The sequence below is a fragment of the Tellurirhabdus rosea genome, assembly GCF_026278345.1.
GTDB classification, from domain to species: Bacteria; Bacteroidota; Bacteroidia; order Cytophagales; family Spirosomataceae; genus Tellurirhabdus; species Tellurirhabdus rosea.
In genome coordinates this window covers 4,243,780-4,267,901 of record NZ_CP111085.1, presented here as the reverse complement: position 1 = coordinate 4,267,901, position 24,122 = coordinate 4,243,780, and the positions used below count along the sequence as shown (strand labels likewise).

Below are 24,122 nucleotides of genomic sequence, written 5' to 3'. Positions count from 1 at the left end.
GTTTTAGGTATGATAGGTATGAGGTATGAGGTAGCTTCGTCGGAAAGCTGACTTATGGGCGAAGCCACCTCATACCTAAACAAGCTTCATCCCTAAAATCAAATCGCTTTCCAGCCTACGGTCCAGCCGGGTTTGGCGGGTTTGGGGAGTTTCACACCGGCCAGGCCCGTGCGCGGATTGAGGCAGATGAGCGTCACCTGGGCGACTTCTTTGGTCGTTTCCGAAACAATTTTGGTCGTGCGGAAGAATATCTGTCCGGTTCGGGCGTCCACATCGTCCACGACCGCCAGCAGCAGGTCGTTTTTGGCCAGCTTCTGGTCGCCAATCTGGGCTTCTTCGGTAATGCGAAACTGCCAGGTCTGGCCCAGAACCGGCTTTCCGGCCTTAACCAGTTCGGCCTGCACGTCGCCGCGGAAGGCGGGTGCTTCGGCCGTGGCGATCACGGGCACTTTCCCCAGCGAGTTCAGCAGGCTATCGACCGACGCGCCTTCGGCCAGCCGCTCGCCCGCCGACAGGGGCAGAATGGGCAGTCCTTCCGGCTCCGGCTCTTCTTCGATCAGCACGCCGCGGGCGATGGCATCGGCCCGTTCGCGTTCGTACTCGTTCCCCAGAGAGGCCATCAGCGCCGGATTCGCGAGCGCGGGGTTATTGAAGAATTCTTTGACGGCGACAATTTTGTAGAGATACTGGCTCGTTTCCTGATTCATGCTCAGGAAATAATAGTTCGACTCCCGCTGCTTGCGCATGTGCGACTGCATGCGGCCGATGCCGCCGTTGTAGGCCGCCGCCACCATCGTCCAGGAGCCCAGGTTTCGGTACAGCACCCGCAGGTACCGGCAGGCCGCATCGGTGGATTTATGCAGATCTTTGCGTTCGTCCAGCGTCGGCGAAACGGTCAGGCCGAGCTCCCGGGCGGTTTCCGGCATCAGCTGCCAGTAGCCCATAGCGCCCTTGTGCGACACGGCGTCGGCCCGCAGGCCGCTTTCCACCACGGCGAGGTATTTAAAATCCTCCGGAATCTGGTAGCGGTACAGGTATTTTTCGATGATCGGGAAATATTCCGCCACGGCCCGCTTCCGGAAACGCTGTAGGTATTGATGGTACGAAGCAGTCCGGAGCAGGGCAATCGACAGATTCTGTGAAACCGCGGCATTCTCGACCGGCACCGGCTCCCCCGAAAAAGTAATCCGCGTCGCCGGCCGTACGGCAGGCTGGCGCGGCCCGGCCTTACGCGGGGCGACTTTCGCTGTTTTCTTTCGGGATGGCTTCTGGGCAATCGCCTGCCGGAGAGTGCCTCCGAGCAGAGCCACGCACAGCAGGCCGGTCAGGAAATGATTCGAATAGCGCACAATAACAGTTTCTCAGTTGTCAAATGTCCAAAACACCATTCCTGGCAAACGAGTTCAGAATGATTCCTTTACACCCGGTTGCCAGAAGTGGTGATTAGAACAGAATTGCTCACAGAGGTTTAAGCGTGACGGTCCAGCCCGCCCGTACTTCGTCCAGATCCGGCAGGGGAATGCCCGTCTGACCGGTGGCCGCATTGACCGCCGACAGCAGGGCGGGAACCACCAGTTTATCGCGCCTTGAATACGCTTTCTCTACCCGGAAGAACAGTTTGTTGCGCGAAACGTCCACCGTTTCGACCATGGCGTACAGCAAATCGCCTTCGTCCAGCGTCAGCCCCCCGACGGTCGTGCTGCGGGTCAGGCTGAAGACCCACATTTGTCCCGGCTGGAGGCCCGCCGATTCGACCAGACGGGCTTTTACGCCGTTGCGCATGATGTCGGCCACGGCTTCGTTATGGACTTCGGCCCATTCTTGCCGGGTGGCCTGCGGCAGGTTTTTGACCTCGATCACACCCGGTTCCGCCGATTGCTCGACTACTTCCAGGTATTGTTCCGGAATCAGAACGTCGTCCGTATTTTCAAATTCATTGCCCGGCAGCGGCGTGCTCAGCGTCGCCAGGGCCAGCGCCGGGATGATGCCTTCGTAGTTGCGGTAATTCGTGAACAGCTCCTTAAAGGCCACAATCCGGTACAGGTAGCGCCCGGTTTCCGGATTTAGCTTCAGGTAATAGTAATCCACTTCCTGCTGGCGGTGAATGTTGCGCAGCAGGTTCCCGATTCCGGCGTTGTAGGCGGCCGCCACGAGCGTCCAGGAGCCAAGACGGCCGTAGAGATGCCGCAGGTACCGACACGCGGCGTCGGTGGATTTGATCAGATTCCGGCGTTCGTCGTGGCCGGTGCGAACCGACAGGCCCAGTTCCCGGGCGGTGGCGGGCATCAGCTGCCAGTAGCCCACGGCTCCTTTCGGCGAGACGGCTCCGCTGCGCAGGGCACTTTCGACCAGGGGGAGGTATTTGAAATCGGAAGGAATCTGGTAACGATTCAGAATAGGCTCAATTTCCCGGAAAAATACCGACGCGCGAAGCCGGAGCCGATACAGCGAACGGTTGTAAGTGGCGTGTTCGGTCAGGGTGGAGACGAGGCGCCGGGCAACCGTCCGTTCGTGTGTAGGCACTTCTTCGCCGCAGAAGTAGACGGGAGGAAGGCCCGCCGCCGCTGGCGCCGCCGCCATCACCCGGACGGATGCAATCAGAAAAAGTACAAAAAAATAAAGCAGTCGCATGAAACGGTGAGTGTTCTTCGCTCTTTTCGGGTTTAGACCGCAGTTTGAGCGATAGGTAACAGAATCAGCCAGAATTATGCAACTACTATACCATTTACTCCACCTATCTGCTATTCTGTCGAAAACCCGGCGGCAGTCCGTAAAAAAAGCCAGTCCCTGCTGAGGAACTGGCGTTTATGACACCGTCTTTTACACTTAATAGCAGATAATCAGGCAAGTGGGCCTCCGTCAGACCCAATCCCAGCCGAAAAGCGGCGCAATTTTCCGCTTGGCCGCCAGAAAAACCTGATACAGTCTCGACCGCCGAAAGCGCAGGACGCGCAGGCCCATCAGGCCCATCACGGCCGTCTGCGCCGTCACCGGCTGGGTCACGCTGGACGAGGATACGGGCACGGCTTCGAGGGCCACGGCCTCCATGCGCTCGATCTGAGCAATGATTTCGTCCAGGACGTTCCGGTTCCGCGGGCCCCAGGTCGGGTCAACTTCGTCGCCTTTGCTGGTGTCCGGTACGGGCGGGTGCGTCGGATTCAGGGCCGGCGCCTTCCGGTATTTATGCCTCGGCAGCGGGAACGTCAGGTACGCCAGCACATCGGGCTGGAGCAGCGTGCTGTACTCGCGCGGGCGGGTCATCAGTTCTTTGTAAGCCAGCACCCGGTACAGATAAGCCCGCGTTTCCTGGTGCAGACGCAGGGCGTAGTAGCTGCGCTGTCCGCCCTGGGCTTCCATCCGGGTGGTCACGTGGCCCGAGCCGCTGTTGTAGGCCGCCGCCACGAGGGTCCAGGAACCGAGTTCCTTGTGCAGCGAGCGGAGGTAGCGGCAGGCGGCTACCGTTGATTTCTGGAGGTTAAAGCGCTCATCTGTAGCGCCATCGACCCGCAGGCCCATCTCCCGGGCGGTCTGCGGCATCAGTTGCCAGTAGCCCCCGGCCCCTTTGTGGGAAACGGCCGAAGACACCAGCGAACTCTCTACCAAAGGCAGGTACTTGAAATCCCTGGGGATTCCGTAGCGGGCCATAATCGGCTCGATAATTGGAAAAAACCGGGAAGCTTTCTGTCTCAGCACATAGAGGTACTCGCGCTGGGCGGCCTGCTGAAGCAGGACCTGTATCCAGCGGCGTGTCACCGAAGCTTCGTAAAGAGGCACTTCTTCCCCGCAAAACTGAACTGGTTGCAGTACCGGGGCAATCTCTTTTCCGGGCACGGCCAGCAACACGGGGTCGCTGGGAAGGGGGATTAACTGGGTGGTATCCGTACCCGCCGGCAGTGCCGCACCGCTCGCCTGAGCGGCCGACAACAGGAGTGAAATGGTGGTTTCTTTGATCAAAATGTTCGTAGCATTTGTCAACGCCTACGGTAGGGCGTTCTGTGTTTAACAACAAGACGGTTCTACGAACTTAATTGATCATCTGCTATTTACAAAAATTTGTCACCTATAAACTACTAAACGGCCTTTGTCTACAAAATCCATATGGCTTACTCTGTGTAGCCATTAAGCGTCGCGACAAGGCGGATTTTGGCGTAGTCGTAGCGGCCCGCTAAATGCTCAAAAACGGGCTTAAACTGGTTATTTTGCACTCCAACCCGGGCCAGTCCCCGCTCAATTTCCAGACGGTCGGCCGTGCTTACCAGCGATTCCAGGTCGACGTCGTATCCTTTTTGATACAACAGCCCCAGATGCCCCGCAATTGTCCCGGTGGATAGATTTCGTTCCGCCGCAATCTCTTCCAGAGAGTACCCTTTTTGGTATAATTCCAAGGTCAGCAGTTGCGTTGAGCCGCGCAGCGCCGAGCCTTCCTTGGCCTGCCCGGTCATGAAGCTGACGATGACTTCCATGAACGTCTTTCCGAACAGCTCCAGTTTGCGGTCCCCCACCCCGCTGATGCTCCGGAAAGCGGCCGCGGTAGTCGGGCGCTGGCGGGCCATCTCTTCCAGCGTCGAATCGGTGAAGATGACGTAGGGCGGCACGTTCTGTTCGTCGGCCAGCCGCTTGCGGAGCGCTTTGAGCCGGTCGAAAAGTTCGTCGCGGGCCGTTTCGGTCTTGGTCTTCGGTTTGGGCTGTTCCTGTTTTTTCTGGGCCGCCTCCTCGGGCTTGATCAGTTCGATTTTCCGTCCCTGAAACAGCACGCTCTCAGCCAGAATGCCCCGGCGCAGCGCATAGTGATTGTCGTAGGCGATTTCGATGACCCCGATGTTGATCAACTGCTGGATGTAGTTCCGCCAGTCTTCAAACCGGAGGTCGCTGCCCGCCCCGTAGGTTTTGATCAGGTGGTAGCGGTTCTGCATCACGGTCTGGCTGCGCGAGCCCCGCAACACATCGATCAGCGTGTTCATCGGCACCTGCTCCTGCAGGCGGACAATGGCCGACAGGGCTTTCTGGGCGAGTACCGTCCCGTCGAACATCACCCGCGGGTTCTGACACACGTCGCAGTTGCCGCAGGGTTCCGGCAATTCCTCCGAAAAATAAGACAGCAGAATCTGGCGCCGACAGCAGTGGGCATCGGCATATTGCTGCATCCGCTCCAGTTTCGCAAGCTGTACGCCGAGGTTGGCCGGTGCGTTTTCCGACAGCATGTCTTTCCACATCATCATGTCGGCAAAGCTGTAGAACAGGTACGTGTCCGCCTTCAGCCCGTCGCGGCCGGCGCGGCCGATTTCCTGATAGAAGCTTTCGAGGTTTTTGGGCATGTTGTAGTGCATCACCCAGCGCACGTTGGATTTGTCGATGCCCATGCCGAAAGCAATCGTGGCGCACATGATCTTGATGTCGTCCCGCACAAACGCTTCCTGCACCCGGGCCCGGCTGTTCGGGTCCATCCCGGCATGGTAGAAAGCCGCCGAATAACCGTTTTCCTGGAGTTTGGCCGCCAGTGACTCCGTAGACTTCCGGCTCTGGCAGTAGACGATCCCCGAGTGGTCGGGGCGCTGGCTCATAATCCGCATCATCTGCTGGATGCGCTTCGTTCCCGGCAGGACGTGCAGGCTCAGGTTCGGGCGGTTGAACGAGGCGATGAAAATGGCCGGGTCGTTCAGGCCGAGCTGCGCCACGATGTCCTGACGGGTCAGTTTATCGGCGGTGGCCGTCAGGGCCACGACCGGTACGTCGGGGAAGTAGTTCTTGAGAATGCTCAGTTGCTGGTATTCCGGCCGGAAGTCGTGCCCCCAGGACGAAATACAGTGCGCCTCATCGACGGCGAAAAGGCTGATGCGGACCGACTTCAGAAAGACGTAGAACGATTCGCTGACCAGTTTTTCGGGCGACACGTACAGCAGTTTGAGCCGCCCGGACGCCGCTTCGCTCTCGATCTGCCGCTGCTCGGAGGCCGACTGGGTGCTGTTGAGGTAGGCCGCCGGGATGCCGTTGAGCAGCAGCGCCTCCACCTGGTCTTTCATGAGCGCAATCAGCGGCGACACCACCACGCAGACGCCCGGCCGCATGAGCGCCGGAATCTGGAAGCAGACCGACTTGCCGCCGCCCGTCGGCATCAGGACCAGCGTGTCGCGCCCGTCGAGGACGGACTGGACGATGGCTTCCTGCATCGGTCGGAAACGGTCGTAGCCGTAGTAGCGTTTGAGCACGTCCACCGGCCGGGTGTTCGGAGCCGGTTCTTCGAGCAGCGGTAATTGGTCAGAGGAAATCAGCATACGGAAAACTTTTTTCGGTAAGACGCTGCCGGCCGGTTTTTGTCACCCCCCGCAGGACCATCGATTAAAAACCCCGCCCGGAGCAGACGGCACCGGACGGGGTTCATTAATCAAAGATAAGCAAAATATGACTTTTTAACTATCGCCTTTTCCGGGCATTTTAGTCTCGCTGAGCCGGTTTTTGTACCGCCCGCCGGTATGACTTTACCAGAGTCAAAAAAAATCATGGTGAAATGCATTACCGCAAACGTTTGCGGGAACGTTTGCACCGATATTCCCATTTTCCGCTCCGTTTATCAACTTGCATTTTGGAAATGGTCCTTTAACTTATCCACAAAATATAGTGTATACGTTGTCTGAAAAACAGACCTTTTCTCTCCTGATTGCATTTTTTCAGGAAAGTATTCACGGCCTGTTTTAAGCCCGCAGGTGCTTTGCCGGACACATCGTTGAGAATTCCTAAACTCTTTCGTTCTTTACAGTTGCTTCTTTTACCATCTTATGCAGACAGAGCACATTACCCTTCCCGTTGAGTCTTTCGATACCGTGACTCATTTCGAAAGCCGCCACGCGACTTCGCCGCGTGAGGTGAAAGGCATGGATACCCAGCAGCTCCGGCAGAGCTTCCTGATCGAGACCCTGTTTCTGGCCGACCAGACCCGCTGGACGCTGACCTTTTTTGACCGGTACCTGACCGGCGGCGTCATGCCCGTTACCTCGCCGGTTTCCCTGACGACTCCCGAAAATCTGAAAGCGACGTATTTTCTGGAACGCCGGGAACTGGGCATCATCAACGTAGGCGGCCCCGGCCGGGTGGTAGCCGACGGGGAAGTGTACGATCTGGAGTACAAAGAAGCGCTTTACATCGGCCAGGGCATCCGGGACGTTCAGTTCATCTCGCACGACCACCAGGCTCCGGCCAAATTTTACCTCAACTCAACACCTGCGCACCGCCCCTATCCGACCCGCAAAGTGTCGCGGACGGATGCCGAAGTGGTGGAACTGGGCAGCCCGGCGACGGCCAACCACCGCGTCATCAACAAGCTGCTCGTCAACAGCGTTCTGCCGACCTGCCAGCTGCAAATGGGCATGACCGAGCTGAAAACGGGCAGCGTCTGGAACACCATGCCCGCCCACACGCACGACCGGCGGATGGAGGTTTACTTCTACTTCGAAATTCCGGAGGGGCAGTCGGTCTGCCATTTCATGGGAGAACCCCAGGAAACGCGCCACATCTGGATGCAGAACGAACAGGCGGTCATTTCGCCCAACTGGTCGATTCACTCCGGGGCGGGCACGTCGAACTATACCTTTATCTGGGGCATGGCCGGAGAAAACCTCGATTACGGCGACATGGACTTCTGCGCCATTACGGATCTGAAATAAGCAACAAACCCACTGCATGAATTCTGTTCTTTCCTCTTTTTCGCTAGAAGGCAAAACGGCGCTGGTAACGGGCTGTAAACGGGGCATCGGCAAAGCGATGGCCGAAGCCCTTGCCGAAGCCGGCGCGGATATTATCGGCGTTTCCGCCAATCTTGAATTACAGGGTAGTGCCGTCGAACAGGCGGTCGTGGCCCGGGGTCGCCGTTTTTTTGCCTACCAGGCTGACTTCGGAAAGCGGGAGGCCCTCAAAGCGTTCATCGAGCAGGTCAAAGCCGACCACCCGGTGATCGATATTCTGATCAACAACGCCGGGACCATCCTGCGCAAGCCCGCCGCCGAGCACCCCGACGAATACTGGGATGAGGTGATCGCCATCAACCAGACGGCCCAGTTTGTCCTGACGCGCGAAATCGGCCGCGACATGATTGCGCGGGGCAGCGGCAAAGTTGTCTTTACGGCCTCGCTGCTGACCTTCCAGGGCGGAATCAACGTGCCGGGTTATGCCGCCAGCAAGGGCGCCATCGGCAGTCTGGTCAAAGCCTTTGCCAACGAATGGGCCGGAAAAGGCGTCAACGTCAACGCCCTGGCACCGGGTTATATTTCCACGGACAATACCGAGGCGCTCCGCAACGACCCCGAGCGGTCGGCCTCGATCCTGAGCCGCATTCCGGCCGGGCGCTGGGGAGAACCGGACGATTTCAAAGGCCCGGTGGTGTTCCTGTCTTCGGACGCCGCCAGCTACGTCCACGGCACCATCATGACCGTCGACGGCGGCTGGATGGGGCGCTGAGTTTATCCGGGGAAGGCCGCCCGAAAGCCGGTCTTCCCCGGCTTCAAAAGTTAGCTGGCCGGTAAATTTTCGTGCAGATACTGCTTCATCTGCCGGATTTCGGCCATGATAGTTTCGAGGGTCGGCGCAGACAGATCGGTCGTCATATACATCACATACCGCCACGCTTCGAGCAGGTCTTCCTGCCGAATTTCAAACGGCCGGTACGCCGGATTGAGCGACGAGGCGATGAGCTTGCCGTTTTTGCTGAGTTCGTTGCGTACCACCTTGCAGACGCAGCCTTCCCGCGTGATGAGGATGTACGTCCGGCCGCTGCGGATGTCCCGAAAATCGGCCACGTATTCGCCCAGAATCTGCGCGCCTTCGGGAATGGGCGGCATGGAATCGCCGCTGGAGTCGAACAGCCGGTATTTTTTATTCTTGGAAACGACCGGCAGCGGCAGCCGGAACGTGGGCAGCTGCCCGATAAATCCTACATCTTCGAAGCCGCCCCGGCAGTAGCCTTTCTGGACCCGCATCGGCACGTATTCGATATTTTCCTCATTATCCGTCCCTACCGTCGTGGCCAGCACCCGGACGGCTTCCTGTCGCCGCCCTTCGCCCTCGCCCTGCAGCAGCCGGCGAATCTGCTCTTCCGTGAGCCCGCTCAGATCGTTTTTCAGCAAAGCGTCGATGGACAGCCGAAAGCGCTCGGATACGGCAATGACAAACTCGTAGGGAGGCAGCAACCGGCCGGTCTCGTAATTGGCGATACTGGACCGTTTGGTCCCCAATTCGGTTGCGAACCCTTCCTGCGAAAGCCCCGTGGCCAGCCGTAATGTCTTCAGATTATCAGCGATATACATGCCCTTTGTCAACGTATACAAAGATACAAAACTGTGCTGGCAAAGCACAGGAAACTGTGCTGTTATTTAGCAACGAAACGGGACCGGTGAAAAATATTTTTTACCCCGGAAAAACAACACCTGTTGCTTTGTGCTTAAATAGCACATACATTGCACCAAATAAGCACAAAGCCATTTTCTATGCCGAACGACTCCCGCCACGTACTCCACCTGGACCTCGATGCCTTCTTCGTTTCCGTCGAGCGGCTCAAGGAGCCTTCGCTGGTGGGGAAGCCCGTCCTCGTGGGCGGACTCGGCGACCGGGCGGTGGTGGCGGCCTGTTCGTACGAAACCCGGCGCTTCGGGGTACGTTCGGCCATGCCCATGCGGCTCGCCCGGCGGCTCTGCCCGGATGCGATTGTGCTGAAAGGCGACTGGGAGAAGTACAGCCAGTATTCCGATGCCGTTACGGAAATCATCACCGAGCGCGCGCCAATCGTCGAGAAAGCGTCGGTCGATGAATTTTACGTCGATATGACGGGCATGGAGCGCTTTGTGGGCTGCGCCAAATGGTCGGCGGACCTGAAAAGCCAGATTCGCCGGCAGACCGGCCTTACCGTCACCTGGGGCCTTGCGGCCAACAAAACCGTCTCCAAGGTTGCCGCGGGCGAAGCGAAACCGGACGGGGCCCTGGAAGTCTTTACCGACAACATGCTGACCTTTCTGGCCCCGCTGGACGTAGGGAAACTGCCCGGCGTGGGCGAGACCACCGCCCGAACCCTCCGCTGCATGGGCGTCACGCGGATCGGCACGCTGGCCCAGATTCCCCGCCGGATGATGGAACGGGCCTTTGGCAAGTCCGGGGTCAAGCTATGGGAAAAAGCCAACGGCATCGACCTGGCTCCGGTTCTGCCCTACCACCGCCAGAAGTCGCTTTCGAAGGAAATGACCTTTCATACCGACACGACGGATGTGGTGCAGCTCCGGGCCACCCTTGAGCGCATGACCGAACTGCTGGCCTTCGAACTGCGGGGCGGCGGCTGGTGCGCCGGGAAAGTGACCGTCAAGATTCGCTATGCGGATTTTCAGACCCACACCCGCCAGCTTACGATTCCGCCCACGGCGACCGACAATCAGTTGATCGCGGCGGCGCTGAGCGCGTTTCAGGGGCTGTACGACCGCCGCCTGCTGATCCGGCTGGTGGGCGTAAGCTTCTCCAAACTGGTGCGGGGCACCGAGCAGTTGTCGCTTTTTGAACCGGAAGGCGGCCCTTCCCAGGCGCGTCTTCAGTCCCTTTGTCAGCAACTGGACCGCATCCGGCAGCGGTACGGGGAGCGCAGCATCGGGCGGGCCAGCAGTTTCCACTTAGGCATTTAACCGATGTACCTCAACTGCCACAGCTACTTCAGTCTGCGCTACGGGACGTTTTCGCCCGAGGAACTGGTAGAACGGGCGGTTTCGCTGAACATTGGCCGGGTGGCGCTGACGGACATCAACACCGTTTCGGGCGTTTTTGAATTTACCCGGGCCTGCCTCAAAGCGGGTATCGAACCGGTCGTGGGTGTCGAGTTTCGGAACCGGCAGCAAACGCTGTACGTCTGTCTGGCCCGCAACGCCGCCGGACTGGCCGAAATCAACCGTCACCTGTCGGACTACCTGATGAGCGGGCGCGACTTCCCGCTGCGTCCGCCCCGCTTTGAGCACGTCGCGGTGATTTATCCGCTTCAGCAATTCGACCGGCTGGGCGAGCTGGCCCCGCACGAATACATCGGCGTGGAGCCGAAAGACCTGAAACGGCTGTGGCGTTACCGGAACCGCGTGTGCGAAGACCGGCTGGTGGCGCTTGCTCCGGTTTCGTATCCGAACAAGGTCGGCTTTTCGCTGCACCGGCTGCTGCGCGCGATTCATCACAACTGCCTGCTCTCGCGTCTGGCCGAACACGAAACCATCGAGGAAGACGAGTATTTTCTGCCTCCGGCCAACATGGAGTACGCCTTCCACTCCCACCCGGAGCTGCTCCAGAACGCCCAGCGGCTGCTGGATGGCTGTCAGTTTCGTTTCGACTTCGAATCGCCCAAAAACCGGCGGCTTTACACGCCCAGCCGGGAAGACGACGTGGCCCTGCTGCGCAAACTGGCCGAAGACGGGCTGCTCGACCGGTACGGCCCGCACCATCCCGAAGCCATCCGGCGGGTAAACAAGGAACTGGGCATCATCGAAGAACTGGACTTTACGGCTTATTTCCTCATTACCTGGGACATTATTCGTTACGCCCGGTCGCGGGGCTATTTCCACGTGGGACGGGGTTCGGGGGCCAATTCGATCGTGGCCTACTGCATGGGCATTACGGATATTGACCCTATTGAACTGGATTTGTATTTCGAACGCTTCATCAATCCGCACCGCACCTCCCCGCCGGACTTCGACATCGATTTCAGCTGGGACGAACGGGACGAGATTATTGACTATATTTTCAAAAAGTGGGGCCGTCACCACGTCTGCCTGCTGGCGACCTACAGCACCTTCCGCGACCGGGCGGCTTACCGCGAACTGGGCAAGGTCTTTGGACTTCCCAAGGCGGAACTGGACGCGCTGGTGGCCGACCCTTCCGGCACGCCGCCCGGCGAGTACACCAAATACATCCTGCGGTTTGCGCCCCTGCTGGAAGATTTTCCCAATCACCTGTCCATCCACGCCGGCGGAATTCTGATTTCCGAGGAGCCGCTTTACCACTACACCGCCCTGCAGATGATGCCCAAAGGCTTTCCGGTCTGCCAGTGGGACATGTATACGGCCGAAGACATCGGGTTTGCCAAGTGGGATGTGCTGTCGCAGCGCGGCCTGGGGCATATCAAGGAAGCGGTCGATCTGGTCCGGCAGAACCGGCAGGTGTCCGTCGATATTCACCGCATTCAGGATTTCAAGCGGGATGCCGCCATCCGCCGCCAGTTGGAAGCCCACGAAACGATGGGCTGCTTTTACATCGAGTCGCCCGCCATGCGGGGGCTGATCTGGAAACTGGGCTGTTCGGACTACCTGACCCTGGTGGCGGCGAGCAGCGTCATCCGGCCCGGTGTGGCCTCGTCGGGCATGATGCGGGAATATATCCGCCGCCACCACAATCCCGCCGAGACGGTCCACCTGCATCCCCGGATGGGCGAACTGCTGGCCGACACGTACGGGGTCATGATTTATCAGGAAGATGTGATCAAGGTGGCCCACCATTTTGCCGGGCTTTCGCTGGCCGAGGCCGATATTCTGCGGCGGGCCATGTCGGGCAAATTCCGGTCGCGACGGGAGTTTATCCGCATCGAAAACCGCTTTCTGGAAAGCTGTCGCCAGCAGGGCTATCCGGAGGAGACGATTCGGGAGGTCTGGCGGCAGATTCAGAGCTTCGGGGGATACAGCTTTTCCAAGGCGCATTCGGCCTCGTTTGCCGTTGAAAGTTACCAGAGCCTGTTTCTGAAAACGTATTATCCGCTGGAATTCATGACGGCCGTGATCAACAACTTCGGCGGCTTTTACCGAACCGAGTTTTACGTCCACGAAGCCCGGCGTTCCGGCGGCCATATCGAAGCCCCGGACATTAACCAGAGCGACTGGCTTACCCGAATCGACGGCCAGACGCTGTGGCTGGGCTGGTCGCTGGTCCGGAGTCTGGAAAACCGCACCGTCGCCACCCTGCTGGCGCAGCGGCAGCAGACCGGGCCCTACCGGAGCCTGGAGGATTTTACCCGGCGGGTCGGGGCCGGACTGGAGCAGCTCATCGTCCTGATCCGGACGGGCGCTTTCCGCAGTTTTGGGCACACCAAAAAAGAGCTGCTCTGGCAGGCGCACGCCCTGCTCAACAAGGCCACCCAGCACCCGGAAACGGGCGACCTGTTCCAGCTGGAAGACATCCGGTACGCCCTCCCGCCCCTGCCGCAGGAAGCCATCGAAGACGCCTACGACGAACTCGAACTGCTGGGTTTTCCGCTCTCCACTCCTTTTGCGATGCTGGCGGTCCCTTCGGCGGGCATCCTGACGAGCGATCTGCTGGCCCATGCCGGTCAGCAGGTTGTTCTGGATGGGTATCTGATCACGTACAAACCCATACGGACCAAAAACGGCCGGGCGATGCAGTTCGGCTACTTCATGGACCGGGAAGGCCAGTACTTCGACACCGTTCATTTTCCGCCCGTCATGGAGAAGTTTCCGCTGCGGGGCCGCGGCGTTTACCGGCTGCGCGGCAAAGTGGTGGTGGAGTTTGGCTTCCCGTCGCTGGAAGTCGTGCAGGTGGAGAAGCTGTCCACCCTGCCCGATCCCCGTCATGCCGGCGAAGGGTTAGGCGGAGGTGGACGGTTGCCGATGGCGGCGTGAGGGGCTTCGTAATCCAATGTGGACAATCTCCTGAAAATGGGAGAAGTAGTCAAATTTCCCTTCAAAAAGAGCACCTGCTTCAGCGCGACCTTCCCGGAAAATAACCAAGTCACCGATAAGTTACCGATAAATAAAAAGCATAGTCGGTAGTAACTTCCGGAGACATATATTTAGAAAGACTTGATTATCAACGGACAAGTCTATTTTTCGCTTCTGCACTCAGCGACCCACCATCAGTCTTTCTCCAGGGTATCACTGTCTATTCATCTTTTGCTCTTATATCCGTTTAACAAAAACTAATTAGGTCATGAAACTACGTACAACCTCAAGACAAATTCCTTATGTCATCTGGGCGGTAGCCTTGCTTATGACCCTTGTTTTCAGCTGTAAGTCCGACAAAGACAGCGTTTCTCCCGAAGAGCCCGCCTGTAAGGTGCAGACAATTTCCAACTCCTTCAACGGGGGAACGCCCGTGGTTACTACCGCCGAATACAATGCGCAAAATCTATTAACCTCCTTTGTGACTTCTTCAACCACCACGACGGGCGTAACCGTGACGGGGAAGGAAACTTATGAATATGATAACAACGGCTACCTTTTAGTCCACAAAATAGTGTCGAACCCCGGTCAGGCCAGCGAGCGGGTTAACGTTTTGACTACCTACAAATACGAAAACGGCCGCATTGTAGAACAGAAGTTTATGAATATTTACACGTTAGTACTTGATACACAGGTAACTCAGGACACCTCCTCGTCATCTACCCGGTACATCTATAATGCTGCCGGCAGACTAACCACGTTCATCGATGATTGGGGGTATAGTGTCGATACCTACAACTTTACCAACGGGGTATTGACCAGCGCTTCTTCCCGAATTAGCGGGACAGACTATCCCATGACAGTCGCTAACGGGCGGATCGAAGCGGTAAGCGGACCGGGAAATTATCGCTACCGCCATATCTACGACGCTAAAGGATACCGGGTTAAATTTGAAAGCATTGGACCGGATGGAACCGTTAATTTCTATAGCACCTTTGAATACGGACCAACTCCGGTCAAGAGCTTTGAACCGGTCAGAAAAGGATTTCCTGGAATTGAAATGTACGGCAAGAGGGACCTGCCGGAAGTCAAAGTCGTTCAGTATAACCAGGGTCGTCAGACCAGTCAGTCACAAACCCAGTACCAGCTCAATGCACAAGGTTACCCCATCAGTCTCAGGCATACCAATACTTCTGCGGATGGCAGTTTTCCACCCTCTTCTCAGACAATTACCTACACATACTCCAATTGTAAATAACGCCAGCGCGAAGGTAATACTTAGTCCGGTTGTCCGTAGCCGCCGTGCAAAGGCGCTGGCAGCCTATACCGGTACAAAAGCTATCCATTCCGGCCGGTTTGTAGATAATTAACGGAAACAAAAAAGCCGCTTAGCGATTGCTAAGCGGCTCCTAATCAGTGCACTCGTAGGGATTCTTACTCCCTGTGCTAAGTATCTAATTTTAAGCCTTGTACAGTGCATAACTGTACGGTGTACCCCAAACTGCACCCCAAATGCCCGAAAAAAGGCGATTTCGCCTTCTTTTTCTTAAGCGGCCTGCTGCTCGGATTGCTCCTTAACAGCAGATACGCGAACATCCTTTGAGTAAGGATGCTTACGAACATTAGATCCAGTCTGGCTCTGGTGTACACCACTAGACTTTCCCAGCAGTGTCTTTTCCAGCATGCGCTGAAGACCTTCTATTTGCCGATCCTTCACATTTAACTGGTCCGACAACTTGGCAAAGTTTTCTTCAAGACGTTTAAGATATTCCCGTAAATAATCCGCCGACTCATTTACTGGTTCTTGAACAGGCTGAGATGCTTTAAACATCTCTCCATGTCCAGTAAGTAGCCACTCAGAATTTACTTGCGGATAAATTTTCAAGATTCCCTCCAGTACATCAAACCCAGGCTTGTTACGCCCATTCAGTACCGTATAAATTGCGGTTGGCGTCTTATCGAGTGATTCTGCAAAAGCCTTTGTAGAAATCTTTAATGCCTCGATCAAACTATTGAGTCTTTGGTTAATTGTGTTTTCCATTTATCAATTGGTATGGTTTACTCACACTGTTCAAGTCCCTTCTTAATCATAGGGCTAATATCCTTACCCGTAATTTGAATTTCATCGACTTTAATCCACCCCTCGTCTTCAGCAACTGACTGAGCCGTTCCATTTAGAGCATAAGTTGCTTGATCGGTTTCCAATACAACACGACCATCTAAACACTTAACAACACCCTGATCAACGCCATTTAAGGGCCATTCTGCTCCAAGGTCTTTTTTAGTCATTAAGTAAGGATTTACATCTGCTAGCTCCTGGACCTCCTTCACCTGCTCCTTGCTGCCTTCGGTAGCACAGCTAGCTATAGTTATTGCTATAGCCGATAGAGCAAGACTAAAGAACGACCCGTTAAAACCTGTCACTCTTTTCAAACTTTTGCTTAGGATTAACATAGTCACAAGTGGGTGATAGTGAGATATTTATATCAATATTGCGTAATTTATTTAGAAAATGCTTGATATGTTCAATCATTTGCTATATAATTGCACAACAGATAACATTATCAAAGTTAGATAATTCTATCAGACTTACTAACGAACTCAAGAAAAAGTTCACAAATGGTAATTTTTTTCTGCTGTCACCCCTATGAAAGAGAACCCCATCGAAAAGTTGCTTAACCTGCTGCCGGCGGAAATCGCCCAGCTTAAGAGAGAGGAGATCGAAGCCGATCTTAAGGCTGCTGATCTTTGGGAACATTACCGCCAACGCGTCCGCAAGCCAGGTTACGCTCTGCACAAAACAGACGTTGGCGCCGCTCAAATCTTCATGCGCCGTTTAGGCGTATCACTCGACTTCTTCACCGCTCGAGGAGAAAAAGCACTGGAGGTTCACCAGCGCGAAATAGCCCGGATTGTTCGCCAGCATTACAAGGAAACCGAACAAACGCTTCAGGCTGCATGAACCCCTTTATTCTCGCCTTCTGTGTCAGCAGCACGTACCTGTTACTGCTCGTGCTGAAGGTCATCTGGAACATCCAGCTGCGGCACACTTGGCGGAGAATCTTTAAGAAGTAATCAAGTCCTATCTATTCCTATATGATTACTACCGTTAAAATGACCGAAACCGACCTGCTGTCGATGACCGAATACGACTTTCGGTCTATGACTAAGTTGGAAATCGAGGAAGCCTACGAGCTGGCCAAATCTCTGCTCGACTCTGTTCAGAAGCAGGTTATTCTTGCCCGTCAGCTCTGCAAGCCTTCCCACCAGCAGGAAGAGCGCCTGAAAGCGATACGCCGTCAGTATTCATTCCTGCATTCATTCCGCTGCATGCCCTGGCACGTGGCCAGCAAACTCCACACCGCTGCCGCATGAAAAAGAGCATCCTGACCATCAGCAATCGCCAGGACATCGACCAGATGCTGGCCTCCTACGAAGCCCACTTTCAGGCTTCCACCTTCGCCGACCATTACGTCTCCTTCGAACAGCGCCTGCGCCGTTTCCGCAAGCTCCCCCGCCTGCTGCGCGCGCTGTACGCCCTGGCCACCGTGGTCCTGCGATACCATCGCAACATGGCGCTCGAGGAATACCTGCAGGAAGTACAACCCTTTCCGGGCCGGTAGCCATGTTTGCCACTTCGCCGACCTTTCGCCAGCTCTACGACAAGGCTAAAGAAATGAAGCTGGAGCGTGAAGCTGAACTTATGCGAAACAAGCAGCCCGACCCACGGCTGGCTGGTCAGGTTAGCGAGCTCAATAAGATAATGGATCTGCTGGTCTACGCCTTCAAAATGGCAGGACCGCAGCCCAAAGGAACTCCTGGGGAGGGGTAATAGATGGGCCGGAACGCTTACGAGCCGACCGCCCTGGGTGCCAGGCGTCAGGACGCGCAGCCGCAAGGCTGAGACCCGGTTCGAGTCCGGGTGGCATCGCGAGCAGAGAGGTATGTGTTTCCGAAAAGTACAAGTTACGGTGGGTACCGACTGCCGGTCTGGCCTCTGGACCGGCAGTTTTGAAGCCAAAGCGAATTATTTTCTTTCATAAAATACCTACTGGGTCTTCCGGCCCGACGCGAATCAGGCCGGAAGCCTTGCAAACCATTAACGAAAACATACTGTGGGGGTCTGCCGACCTGGTATCCGGGTCGGCAGCTTTTATCAAACGCCGGAATCGTCTAAGGGTAAGACAGCGGCACCAGCACAATAGACCGGCTAAGCTATGGGACTGGTAACCGCCGAAAATGCAGGTTCGACCCCTGCTCCGGGCGCAAAGGTCAGAAGTCCATTAAACTGAATCCTAAACATCAAAGACATGCCGACCTGGCACAAAGGAACCATCCAGTACCAGCGCGAAGAGATCGTCACCGACAAACGTGGCGACCAGATCAAGCTGAAGACGATTACGGAGCAGTACCTGATTGATGCTGTCTCCTACACCGAGGCCGAAGCCCGGCTTTACAAAGAAGTGGCCACCAACACGCCCAACTTCTCCGTCAAGAACATCAGCCCGGTTCGCCTGGCAGATGTCTTCTGCCACGACACCGGCGACGCCTGGTTCAAATGCAAAGTCGTCTACCTGACGGAAGACGATCGCGGCCGCCAAAGGCGAATCGTAAATTCAATGCTCGTCAACGCCCAGAACGCCAAAGAGGCTTACGAGCGCATTCAGGACAGCCTAAAGACCATGCTGATCCCAATCGAAATCGAAGACGTAGTCAAGACCAAAATACTGGACGTATTCCCCTACCGGGAGGAAGCGGCCTGACCCCATTCAAAGAAAAGGTTAAGGGTTTAGGAATAGACGGGTATGGCAGCCCGGCACCGATTCGGGCTGTCATCCTTCATAACGCCACCAGGTCGGACAACAGACAGTTCGGCCGCTGGTTCACGCGGGTTCGATTCCCGCTGGTGGCACCACCGAAGTAGGCAATAGCCAAAATCACCGAGGCTCCGAAGGCCTCGGGATATCATTACCTCCCCAAACGAGTAACGTATGCAGACGCAGACGCCATTTGACCCGAAGTCCATCTACCAGTACGGTGCCCTCCAGCGGTGGCACCAGATGGTCGAGAAATTGAACGAGAGCCAGCCGGTCAAAACGACCACCCGCCGCATGCCCGATGGCCGGGAGATCACCATCATCCGCAAGCCCAGGGCCATCAACGCCAACGAAAAGGCCACCGGCGAACGCATCATCAAAGATTACATCCGGGATTATATGAAAGCCATCCAGCACCTGGGCGACGCAGCCTTTTCTGACGGCCTGCCGGGCCTGCTGACGAACTCTGTGGAGATCGGTGCCCGTCGCTCGTGCAGCGACCGTACGGCCCGTACACACGTCAGAAAGCTGCAAAAATACGGTCTCATCAGCCAGTACAAATTCCGCGGCTCACGGGCCGATTTTGAATTGTGGATAAACCCCGAAATCCTGTGGACAACTCCGCAAACGGCTGTGGATAACGCTTCTGAATCCGCTCCCCAAACCGCTTCAATAGGTCAGATTCTGAAAAATTTTCCGCATAAAGTCACAGTGAATCATAGTAACAATGAAACAGAAACAATAGAATGTTCACATGTTGAGCACGGCGACGGACTTTCTGCTGAAGCTTTGGGGAAGCACGGCGACGATAACCATGGCAACCCCGAACGGCAACAGCCAATTTCGGCTCAAACCGAACCCGACCGGCACTCAACACCGCAAGGGTACATTGTTTCAGAGGGGGGGGCGGCCGGCGCGGCCGAAAACGGAGCCTACACAGCCCGGATCCGCGACAAAATGAGGGGCAAAACACCCACAAAAGCACCCAACCCGGCTAATTTTCAGCGCACCGACGAGCAGAAACGGGCTATTTTGGAAGGGTATCTGAGCTCCTTCTGGACCTACGCCAAGAAAGTTCTCTACCCCAGCCGCAGCTTCCAGGCTTACGAAGAAAAAGCCGCCCTGGACTCCATCCGCCGCGGCGTTTACCTGAATTTCGAGGTAGAGATTACTGAAAAACAGTGGGATCAGGTGCAGGATGCCTTCTACCAGCGCCTGAATCTGGTGGCCAAATACTACCAGCGACACACCGACAAATACATTCCCGAGCCATTTGCGCTCTACCGCGAAGGCACCGGGTATTTCGACGCCGAAAACATGCGCGGCTTCCGGGCCACCGAGGGCTGGCTGGCCGACAACCGCCTCAAATACAAGCGGGCCTACATTCAGCAGCGCATCACCGCAGCCATCCGGCAGCTCCACCTGCACCGCGCAGGCCGGGCCAACAAACGCCTGCAGGCCAAATCCTACCTGGATGCTTTCAAATTCCTGAACGAATCCATGGCCCGCTACGGTCAGGACGCCCAGGCGAGGTTCCAGCAGCTGGCCAGCACCATTGGCCAGGCAAAGACCCAGCACGTGCCGGGTTTCAACCGGAATTTCCGTAAGTGACGAATTTCAACAGATGTTTCAACTATAAATCAACTCTCCCCATGGTTGCCCAATCCTATCCCAACCGTTCACAAGGCCAGAACGCCGATCCGCTGAAGCGCCACGCCTGCATTCAGGTCATCGTTCGCTTTGTCGACGACAACGTCCGTGTTTTCTACAGCCGCGACATCGATTGCCATAATATCCAATCCAAGCAGTGGAAATACCGGAACCTGAACTACTGGGTCCAGTACTGGAAATACCGCATCGAAAAAGAGACGCCTAACGGCTGGGCAGGCCGGGTCAAAGAAGGAGCCATTTTCCACTCCTGGGATGGCAACCGCGGCGACCGAATCGCCCAGTTTGATAAGCGCACTGGCTGGCAATACCACTGAGCCGTTTTCAGAAGATTATTCGGTTGATCAGCTGGTGCAGCAGCAGCTTCACCAAACATTCTTCCTGCGATCGGCGCGGTACCACCAGCCGATCGCACCAGGCACGCAGAATTTCTTACAACCATAAATCCCGATGTTTCACCCATGAGCTATGTAATTGTTACACGTCTCCCTGAAAGAAAATCAGCCATCCCTCTGACGAGTATCGTCAATCTTGAGGAAGGTCCGGATAACACGGCCAGGATTCGACTCATCAACGGCGATCTCCTAAGTCTGCAAGAGAGCTTCACTGAAGCGATTTCGCTTCTCGACCAGGCCACAAGCAGGAAACAGGAAAGCTGGTCACCCCTATGACGGTAATGTTGCACCCTACCGAGCTGGCTGCTCTGGCCTACAACCTGCAACAGTCAATTAAGCCTCGCCACCTGAAGGTCGAGTGGTGGTCTGCTCAGGAAATCATGATCTGGGAATACTGGCAGAAAAGTCGGCTCCCGGAGAAGGTAAAAGCCTGGTCTGCCCGGAAAGCCAACAGGCGCTACGCCTGGCGGATCCCGCTTTCAGTGGCCAAGTACCTGCACGTACAGCTCCAGCAGATTGCCGACGATCCCTTCAGCTTGTCGCTACTGGCCCAGCTCGACGCCGCCCTGGTAAACCTGCCCGACCACGAACGGCCCGGTTTTTAAACAAAAAATCCCCCGGTAGCAACTGCCGACCGGGGGATTGAGATTGAGATGTTTCTGCGCAAACGTACACAAAAATTGAATACCTGGTCTGACTACCCTGTTACCTGCCACCTCTTTGCCTGGGTGCGCGACGATGCCGGCAGCCCGATGAATATCTGCAAGCGCCTGGAGCTTTGCGTCAACAACGAGTGTATCGCCGCTTTTGTGGGTACCGAGCCCGATTACCATTACTGGTGTATGGGAGCCTCGTGCCTGGTGTTCCACCACCGGCCGTTGATTCGCCTGGCGGGCCAGCTATTCAACTACACCGGTCACCAGCGGCTCGACGAAAACATCGACCGTTTTGATACCACCCACTACGATCTCGTCGAAATTCTCGGCGCTCTGAACAAGTCCGACGAATGGCGGCTCGACGCGATCGGCAACGAGTTCATGCCACTCCTGGACTGCCCGGCCTACCTGACCCACATGAAATTGAAACAAATCCTTTACGAACGAATAACCACGTAACGCATGCCTACCGTCGATACCGAGTTTGAAACCATTTTCCATCAATACGTCACCGGCATGCAGAGCCGGTACCGGGCCGCCACCGGACAAACGCTTACAGTCAATCTTAACGCAGAATCCAATGAGTCTGAACAGCAAACAAAAACTTCACCTGTCGGCCTTCCTGCATGAGCTGGCCTTTCTGCTCCTGGAGCAATCACCGCTTAAGAGCAAAGTATCCCTCGAAGCCGAGCGCTTTCGCGGGATGCTTCTGGCCCAGCTCGGCAACGAAGAGCAAAAGTTCTACCTGACCAGCCGCGACATCATAAAGGAGCTGGTCACCCTCCTGGCTAAGCAGCAGAACATGGAAATGCTTTGCCTAACGCTGAGCTACATCCGCTCTCTGAACAAAGGAGAAGTGCTCATCGCGGCCGACGACAGGCTGATCGATCAGAACGAGGATCAGGCACTCGTGGCCAATAGTAAGCAGGCAACCATTTAAACTAAACATACAATGCAAAAAGGATTGAATTACGGGCAGGCTCTTGAAGCTTTGAAACAAGGCAAACGGGCCAGCCGCGAAGGTTGGAACGGCAAAGGAATGTTCATCTTCCAGCGTCCCGGCGATGTGCTGGCAAAAGACTTTCTGCCAAAGGTTAAGAGCCTACCGGACACCGTTAAGGCCTTTCTGGAAACACAGCAACGCGATATTGAATTTCTGCCCTACCTGTGTATGTGGTCAGCAACGGGCGAAGTTGTTAATGGCTGGCTGGCAAGTCAGACCGATATGTTAAGTGCTGATTGGTGTATTCTGGATTAATCAACCCAAATGCTCGGAGCAGGTACGAACAATGTTCGTAGCACCTCCGAGCATTTCACCACAAAACCAACCTTATGTTTTACCAGCATCTACGAAACGAAAGAGCCATATCAGGCAAGCAAGAACCGGAAAAGGAAAAGGGTTCGCACAATGGCGTATGCTTCCGTACGGCCTGTTCCAATACGGGCGCTATCTGGTACAACCATGCCACCGATCACTACTACTGCGCCGGTTGTGCTATGACGATCAACGAAGCCAACTACTCTGACGCTATGCGTATTTACGGGCACGACCTGTGCCAGCGATTTGAAACCCCAAGAAACTAATTTTTGTTGTCGCCAGGTTTCCATTTCAGGAAACTAACCACTTGGGAAGAGATGGTAAGGTACTGCTCCCTGAAACCTTCCTGTACTTGGTAACAGCTATCAGTGAGTTTAACGATGAAGCATTCTCCACCTTTTCCCTGTTTTCGCAATTCGTAGATATAGGTTAGTGCATCACTAAGTGATTTAAATTTAGGACAGGTCAAATCCTTATCGGTTTGCATTTTTAGTCTTCTAGTTAAGGTAGGGCTATATTTTTAGTAAGCTTGACGCTTGCCATGCAAAGTTAATTATTGAGAATTACTTAGTACTTTCTTTCTAGGTAGTAAGCAAGTGATTTTTTTAACTATACGTCCAATCAGGGAGGAACCTGGAATGAGTTCGGGGTGAATTATGAAAAGGTATATACCAAAAAACAAGTCATTTTAGCAATAACCTACTTAGCTGCAAGCTATGAGATGGGTGAATTAAAGGTATTATAATTCAATGCCTTATAATCAAAGTTTAGCCGAATTAATCATTATTTAATCGAACCTTTCCTGAAGCCCGGCCCAGCAGCCAGGGCTTATTTTTGTACCACAAAAATTAAGAAACTACCTCCCTCCAGGAGCACCATTGCACTGTTCCAGTGACCTGTGCGAACGTTCCTGGAACTAGCCTCAGAAACTTGCTAGTGCCGGCAGATAGTGCGTGTGTTGCATCATCAAACAACGCACATAATCGCTACAAACCCATGAAATTCAACACACACGCCGCCGCCGAAGCCTACCGGGACCGCGCCTTCGAATCAACCGGAACCAGCCTGATGATTGTGATGATGGAAAACCACCTTTATGTGACCACGCGCCGGGAAGCCGCCCGCCTCGAAAAGCAGGGCTACGAAGTTTTTTAAAGCCATTCTGCTCACTACCTGCCCGGCCCAGCTGCCGGGCTTTTTTGTGTGCAAAAAGCCACGACCAACCCCGGATTGCACTGTTCCAGTGACCTGTGCGAACGTTCCTGGAACTAGCCTCAGAAACTTGCTAGTACCGGCAGATAGTGCGTGTGTTGCATCATCAAACAACGCACATAATCGCTACAAACCCATGAAATTCAACACACACGCCGCCGCCGAAGCCTACCGGGACCGCGCCTTCGAATCAACCGGAACCAGCCTGATGATTGTGATGATGGAAAACCACCTTTATGTGACCACGCGCCGGGAAGCCGCCCGCCTCGAAAAGCAGGGCTACGAAGTTTTTTAAAGCCATTCTGCTCACTACCTGCCCGGCCCAGCTGCCGGGCTTTTTTGTGTGCAAAAAGCCACGACCAACCCCGGATTGCACTGTTCCAGTG

The 24,122-nt window shown here is 55.5% G+C and carries 26 protein-coding genes and 1 tRNA gene; 20 read left to right on the top strand and 7 right to left on the bottom strand.

Annotation, left to right across the window (positions count from 1 at the left end):
• Positions 1-98 precede the first annotated feature (98 nt).
• The 4 genes from ORG26_RS18120 to recQ form a co-directional block, all read right to left on the bottom strand.
• Positions 99-1,349: a lytic transglycosylase domain-containing protein gene (locus ORG26_RS18120; protein WP_266364259.1), complete on the bottom strand. Its 1,251-nt coding sequence runs from the start codon at positions 1,347-1,349 to the stop codon at positions 99-101.
• Positions 1,350-1,458: 109 nt separating this feature from the next.
• Positions 1,459-2,631: a lytic transglycosylase domain-containing protein gene (locus ORG26_RS18115; RefSeq protein WP_266364257.1), complete on the bottom strand. Its 1,173-nt coding sequence runs from the start codon at positions 2,629-2,631 to the stop codon at positions 1,459-1,461.
• 228 nt (positions 2,632-2,859) lie between these two features.
• Entirely contained in the window at positions 2,860-3,954 is a 1,095-nt protein-coding gene (locus tag ORG26_RS18110) for a lytic transglycosylase domain-containing protein (protein WP_266364255.1), read from the bottom strand.
• 149 nt (positions 3,955-4,103) lie between these two features.
• Complete coding sequence (recQ, locus tag ORG26_RS18105) at positions 4,104-6,272, bottom strand: DNA helicase RecQ (protein WP_266364253.1); 2,169 nt, start codon at positions 6,270-6,272, stop codon at positions 4,104-4,106.
• 501 nt (positions 6,273-6,773) lie between these two features.
• Between recQ and kduI the strand changes: the two genes are divergently transcribed.
• Together kduI and ORG26_RS18095 are read left to right on the top strand one after the other, a co-directional pair.
• Positions 6,774-7,658 carry a 5-dehydro-4-deoxy-D-glucuronate isomerase gene (kduI, locus tag ORG26_RS18100; RefSeq protein ID WP_266364251.1) on the top strand — a complete coding sequence of 295 codons (885 nt, stop codon included), beginning with the start codon at positions 6,774-6,776 and terminating at the stop codon, positions 7,656-7,658.
• Between the two features lie 16 nt (positions 7,659-7,674).
• On the top strand, positions 7,675-8,448 hold the full coding sequence (locus ORG26_RS18095) for an SDR family oxidoreductase (protein WP_266364249.1): 774 nt from the start codon (positions 7,675-7,677) through the stop codon (positions 8,446-8,448).
• 50 nt (positions 8,449-8,498) lie between these two features.
• Here ORG26_RS18095 and ORG26_RS18090 read toward each other — a convergent pair whose 3' ends face one another.
• Positions 8,499-9,293 (bottom strand): XRE family transcriptional regulator, encoded by a 795-nt coding sequence (locus tag ORG26_RS18090; protein WP_266364247.1) that lies wholly within the window; start codon positions 9,291-9,293, stop codon positions 8,499-8,501.
• Between the two features lie 180 nt (positions 9,294-9,473).
• Here ORG26_RS18090 and dinB point away from each other — a divergent pair, with 180 nt between their 5' ends.
• The 3 genes from dinB to ORG26_RS18075 all read left to right on the top strand — a co-directional run bounded on the left by dinB (position 9,474) and on the right by ORG26_RS18075 (position 14,928).
• A complete protein-coding gene (gene dinB, locus ORG26_RS18085; protein ID WP_266364245.1) occupies positions 9,474-10,649 on the top strand; it encodes a DNA polymerase IV in 1,176 nt (391 codons plus the stop codon).
• Positions 10,650-10,652: 3 nt separating this feature from the next.
• A complete protein-coding gene (locus ORG26_RS18080) occupies positions 10,653-13,631 on the top strand; it encodes a DNA polymerase III subunit alpha (protein ID WP_266364243.1) in 2,979 nt (992 codons plus the stop codon).
• A gap of 307 nt (positions 13,632-13,938) precedes the next feature.
• Positions 13,939-14,928, top strand: coding sequence for a hypothetical protein (locus ORG26_RS18075; RefSeq protein ID WP_266364241.1), 990 nt, complete (start codon positions 13,939-13,941; stop codon positions 14,926-14,928).
• Positions 14,929-15,216: 288 nt separating this feature from the next.
• On the opposite strand, the gene ORG26_RS18070 is transcribed toward ORG26_RS18075, so the two are convergent.
• Both ORG26_RS18070 and ORG26_RS18065 read right to left on the bottom strand, forming a co-directional pair.
• Entirely contained in the window at positions 15,217-15,711 is a 495-nt protein-coding gene (locus tag ORG26_RS18070) for a helix-turn-helix transcriptional regulator (protein ID WP_266364239.1), read from the bottom strand.
• A gap of 17 nt (positions 15,712-15,728) precedes the next feature.
• Positions 15,729-16,124, bottom strand: a complete 396-nt coding sequence (locus ORG26_RS18065; RefSeq protein WP_266364237.1) for a DUF2511 domain-containing protein — start codon at positions 16,122-16,124, stop codon at positions 15,729-15,731.
• Positions 16,125-16,317: 193 nt separating this feature from the next.
• Here ORG26_RS18065 and ORG26_RS18060 point away from each other — a divergent pair, with 193 nt between their 5' ends.
• The 15 genes from ORG26_RS18060 to ORG26_RS17990 all read left to right on the top strand — a co-directional run bounded on the left by ORG26_RS18060 (position 16,318) and on the right by ORG26_RS17990 (position 24,031).
• Positions 16,318-16,632: a hypothetical protein gene (locus ORG26_RS18060; RefSeq protein ID WP_266364235.1), complete on the top strand. Its 315-nt coding sequence runs from the start codon at positions 16,318-16,320 to the stop codon at positions 16,630-16,632.
• Positions 16,633-16,766: 134 nt separating this feature from the next.
• A complete protein-coding gene (locus tag ORG26_RS18055) occupies positions 16,767-17,045 on the top strand; it encodes a hypothetical protein (RefSeq protein WP_266364234.1) in 279 nt (92 codons plus the stop codon).
• The gene (locus tag ORG26_RS18050; RefSeq protein ID WP_266364232.1) at positions 17,042-17,293 is read left to right on the top strand and encodes a hypothetical protein; all 252 of its coding nucleotides are present in this window, start codon (positions 17,042-17,044) and stop codon (positions 17,291-17,293) included. Before ORG26_RS18055 ends, ORG26_RS18050 begins: the two co-directional genes overlap by 4 nt.
• 2 nt (positions 17,294-17,295) lie before the next feature.
• Positions 17,296-17,502 carry a hypothetical protein gene (locus tag ORG26_RS18045; protein WP_266364230.1) on the top strand — a complete coding sequence of 69 codons (207 nt, stop codon included), beginning with the start codon at positions 17,296-17,298 and terminating at the stop codon, positions 17,500-17,502.
• A gap of 478 nt (positions 17,503-17,980) precedes the next feature.
• A complete protein-coding gene (locus ORG26_RS18040) occupies positions 17,981-18,433 on the top strand; it encodes a DUF4494 domain-containing protein (RefSeq protein ID WP_266364228.1) in 453 nt (150 codons plus the stop codon).
• Positions 18,434-18,516: 83 nt separating this feature from the next.
• Positions 18,517-18,585: transfer RNA gene (locus ORG26_RS18035), tRNA-OTHER, on the top strand.
• A gap of 76 nt (positions 18,586-18,661) precedes the next feature.
• A complete protein-coding gene (locus tag ORG26_RS18030) occupies positions 18,662-20,098 on the top strand; it encodes a hypothetical protein (RefSeq protein WP_266364226.1) in 1,437 nt (478 codons plus the stop codon).
• A gap of 41 nt (positions 20,099-20,139) precedes the next feature.
• Positions 20,140-20,472, top strand: a complete 333-nt coding sequence (locus ORG26_RS18025; RefSeq protein ID WP_266364224.1) for a hypothetical protein — start codon at positions 20,140-20,142, stop codon at positions 20,470-20,472.
• Between the two features lie 359 nt (positions 20,473-20,831).
• A complete protein-coding gene (locus tag ORG26_RS18020; RefSeq protein WP_266364222.1) occupies positions 20,832-21,155 on the top strand; it encodes a hypothetical protein in 324 nt (107 codons plus the stop codon).
• Between the two features lie 75 nt (positions 21,156-21,230).
• Positions 21,231-21,665 carry a hypothetical protein gene (locus ORG26_RS18015; protein WP_266364220.1) on the top strand — a complete coding sequence of 145 codons (435 nt, stop codon included), beginning with the start codon at positions 21,231-21,233 and terminating at the stop codon, positions 21,663-21,665.
• Positions 21,666-21,786: 121 nt separating this feature from the next.
• Positions 21,787-22,146, top strand: a complete 360-nt coding sequence (locus tag ORG26_RS18010; RefSeq protein ID WP_266364219.1) for a hypothetical protein — start codon at positions 21,787-21,789, stop codon at positions 22,144-22,146.
• 12 nt (positions 22,147-22,158) lie between these two features.
• The gene (locus ORG26_RS18005) at positions 22,159-22,464 is read left to right on the top strand and encodes a DUF2829 domain-containing protein (protein ID WP_266364217.1); all 306 of its coding nucleotides are present in this window, start codon (positions 22,159-22,161) and stop codon (positions 22,462-22,464) included.
• Positions 22,465-22,538: 74 nt separating this feature from the next.
• Positions 22,539-22,790: a hypothetical protein gene (locus tag ORG26_RS18000; RefSeq protein WP_266364215.1), complete on the top strand. Its 252-nt coding sequence runs from the start codon at positions 22,539-22,541 to the stop codon at positions 22,788-22,790.
• Positions 22,791-23,520: 730 nt separating this feature from the next.
• Entirely contained in the window at positions 23,521-23,679 is a 159-nt protein-coding gene (locus ORG26_RS17995) for a hypothetical protein (protein WP_266364213.1), read from the top strand.
• A 193-nt stretch (positions 23,680-23,872) separates the two neighbouring features.
• Positions 23,873-24,031 (top strand): hypothetical protein, encoded by a 159-nt coding sequence (locus ORG26_RS17990; protein WP_266364213.1) that lies wholly within the window; start codon positions 23,873-23,875, stop codon positions 24,029-24,031.
• The last annotated feature ends 91 nt before the right edge of the window (positions 24,032-24,122 follow it).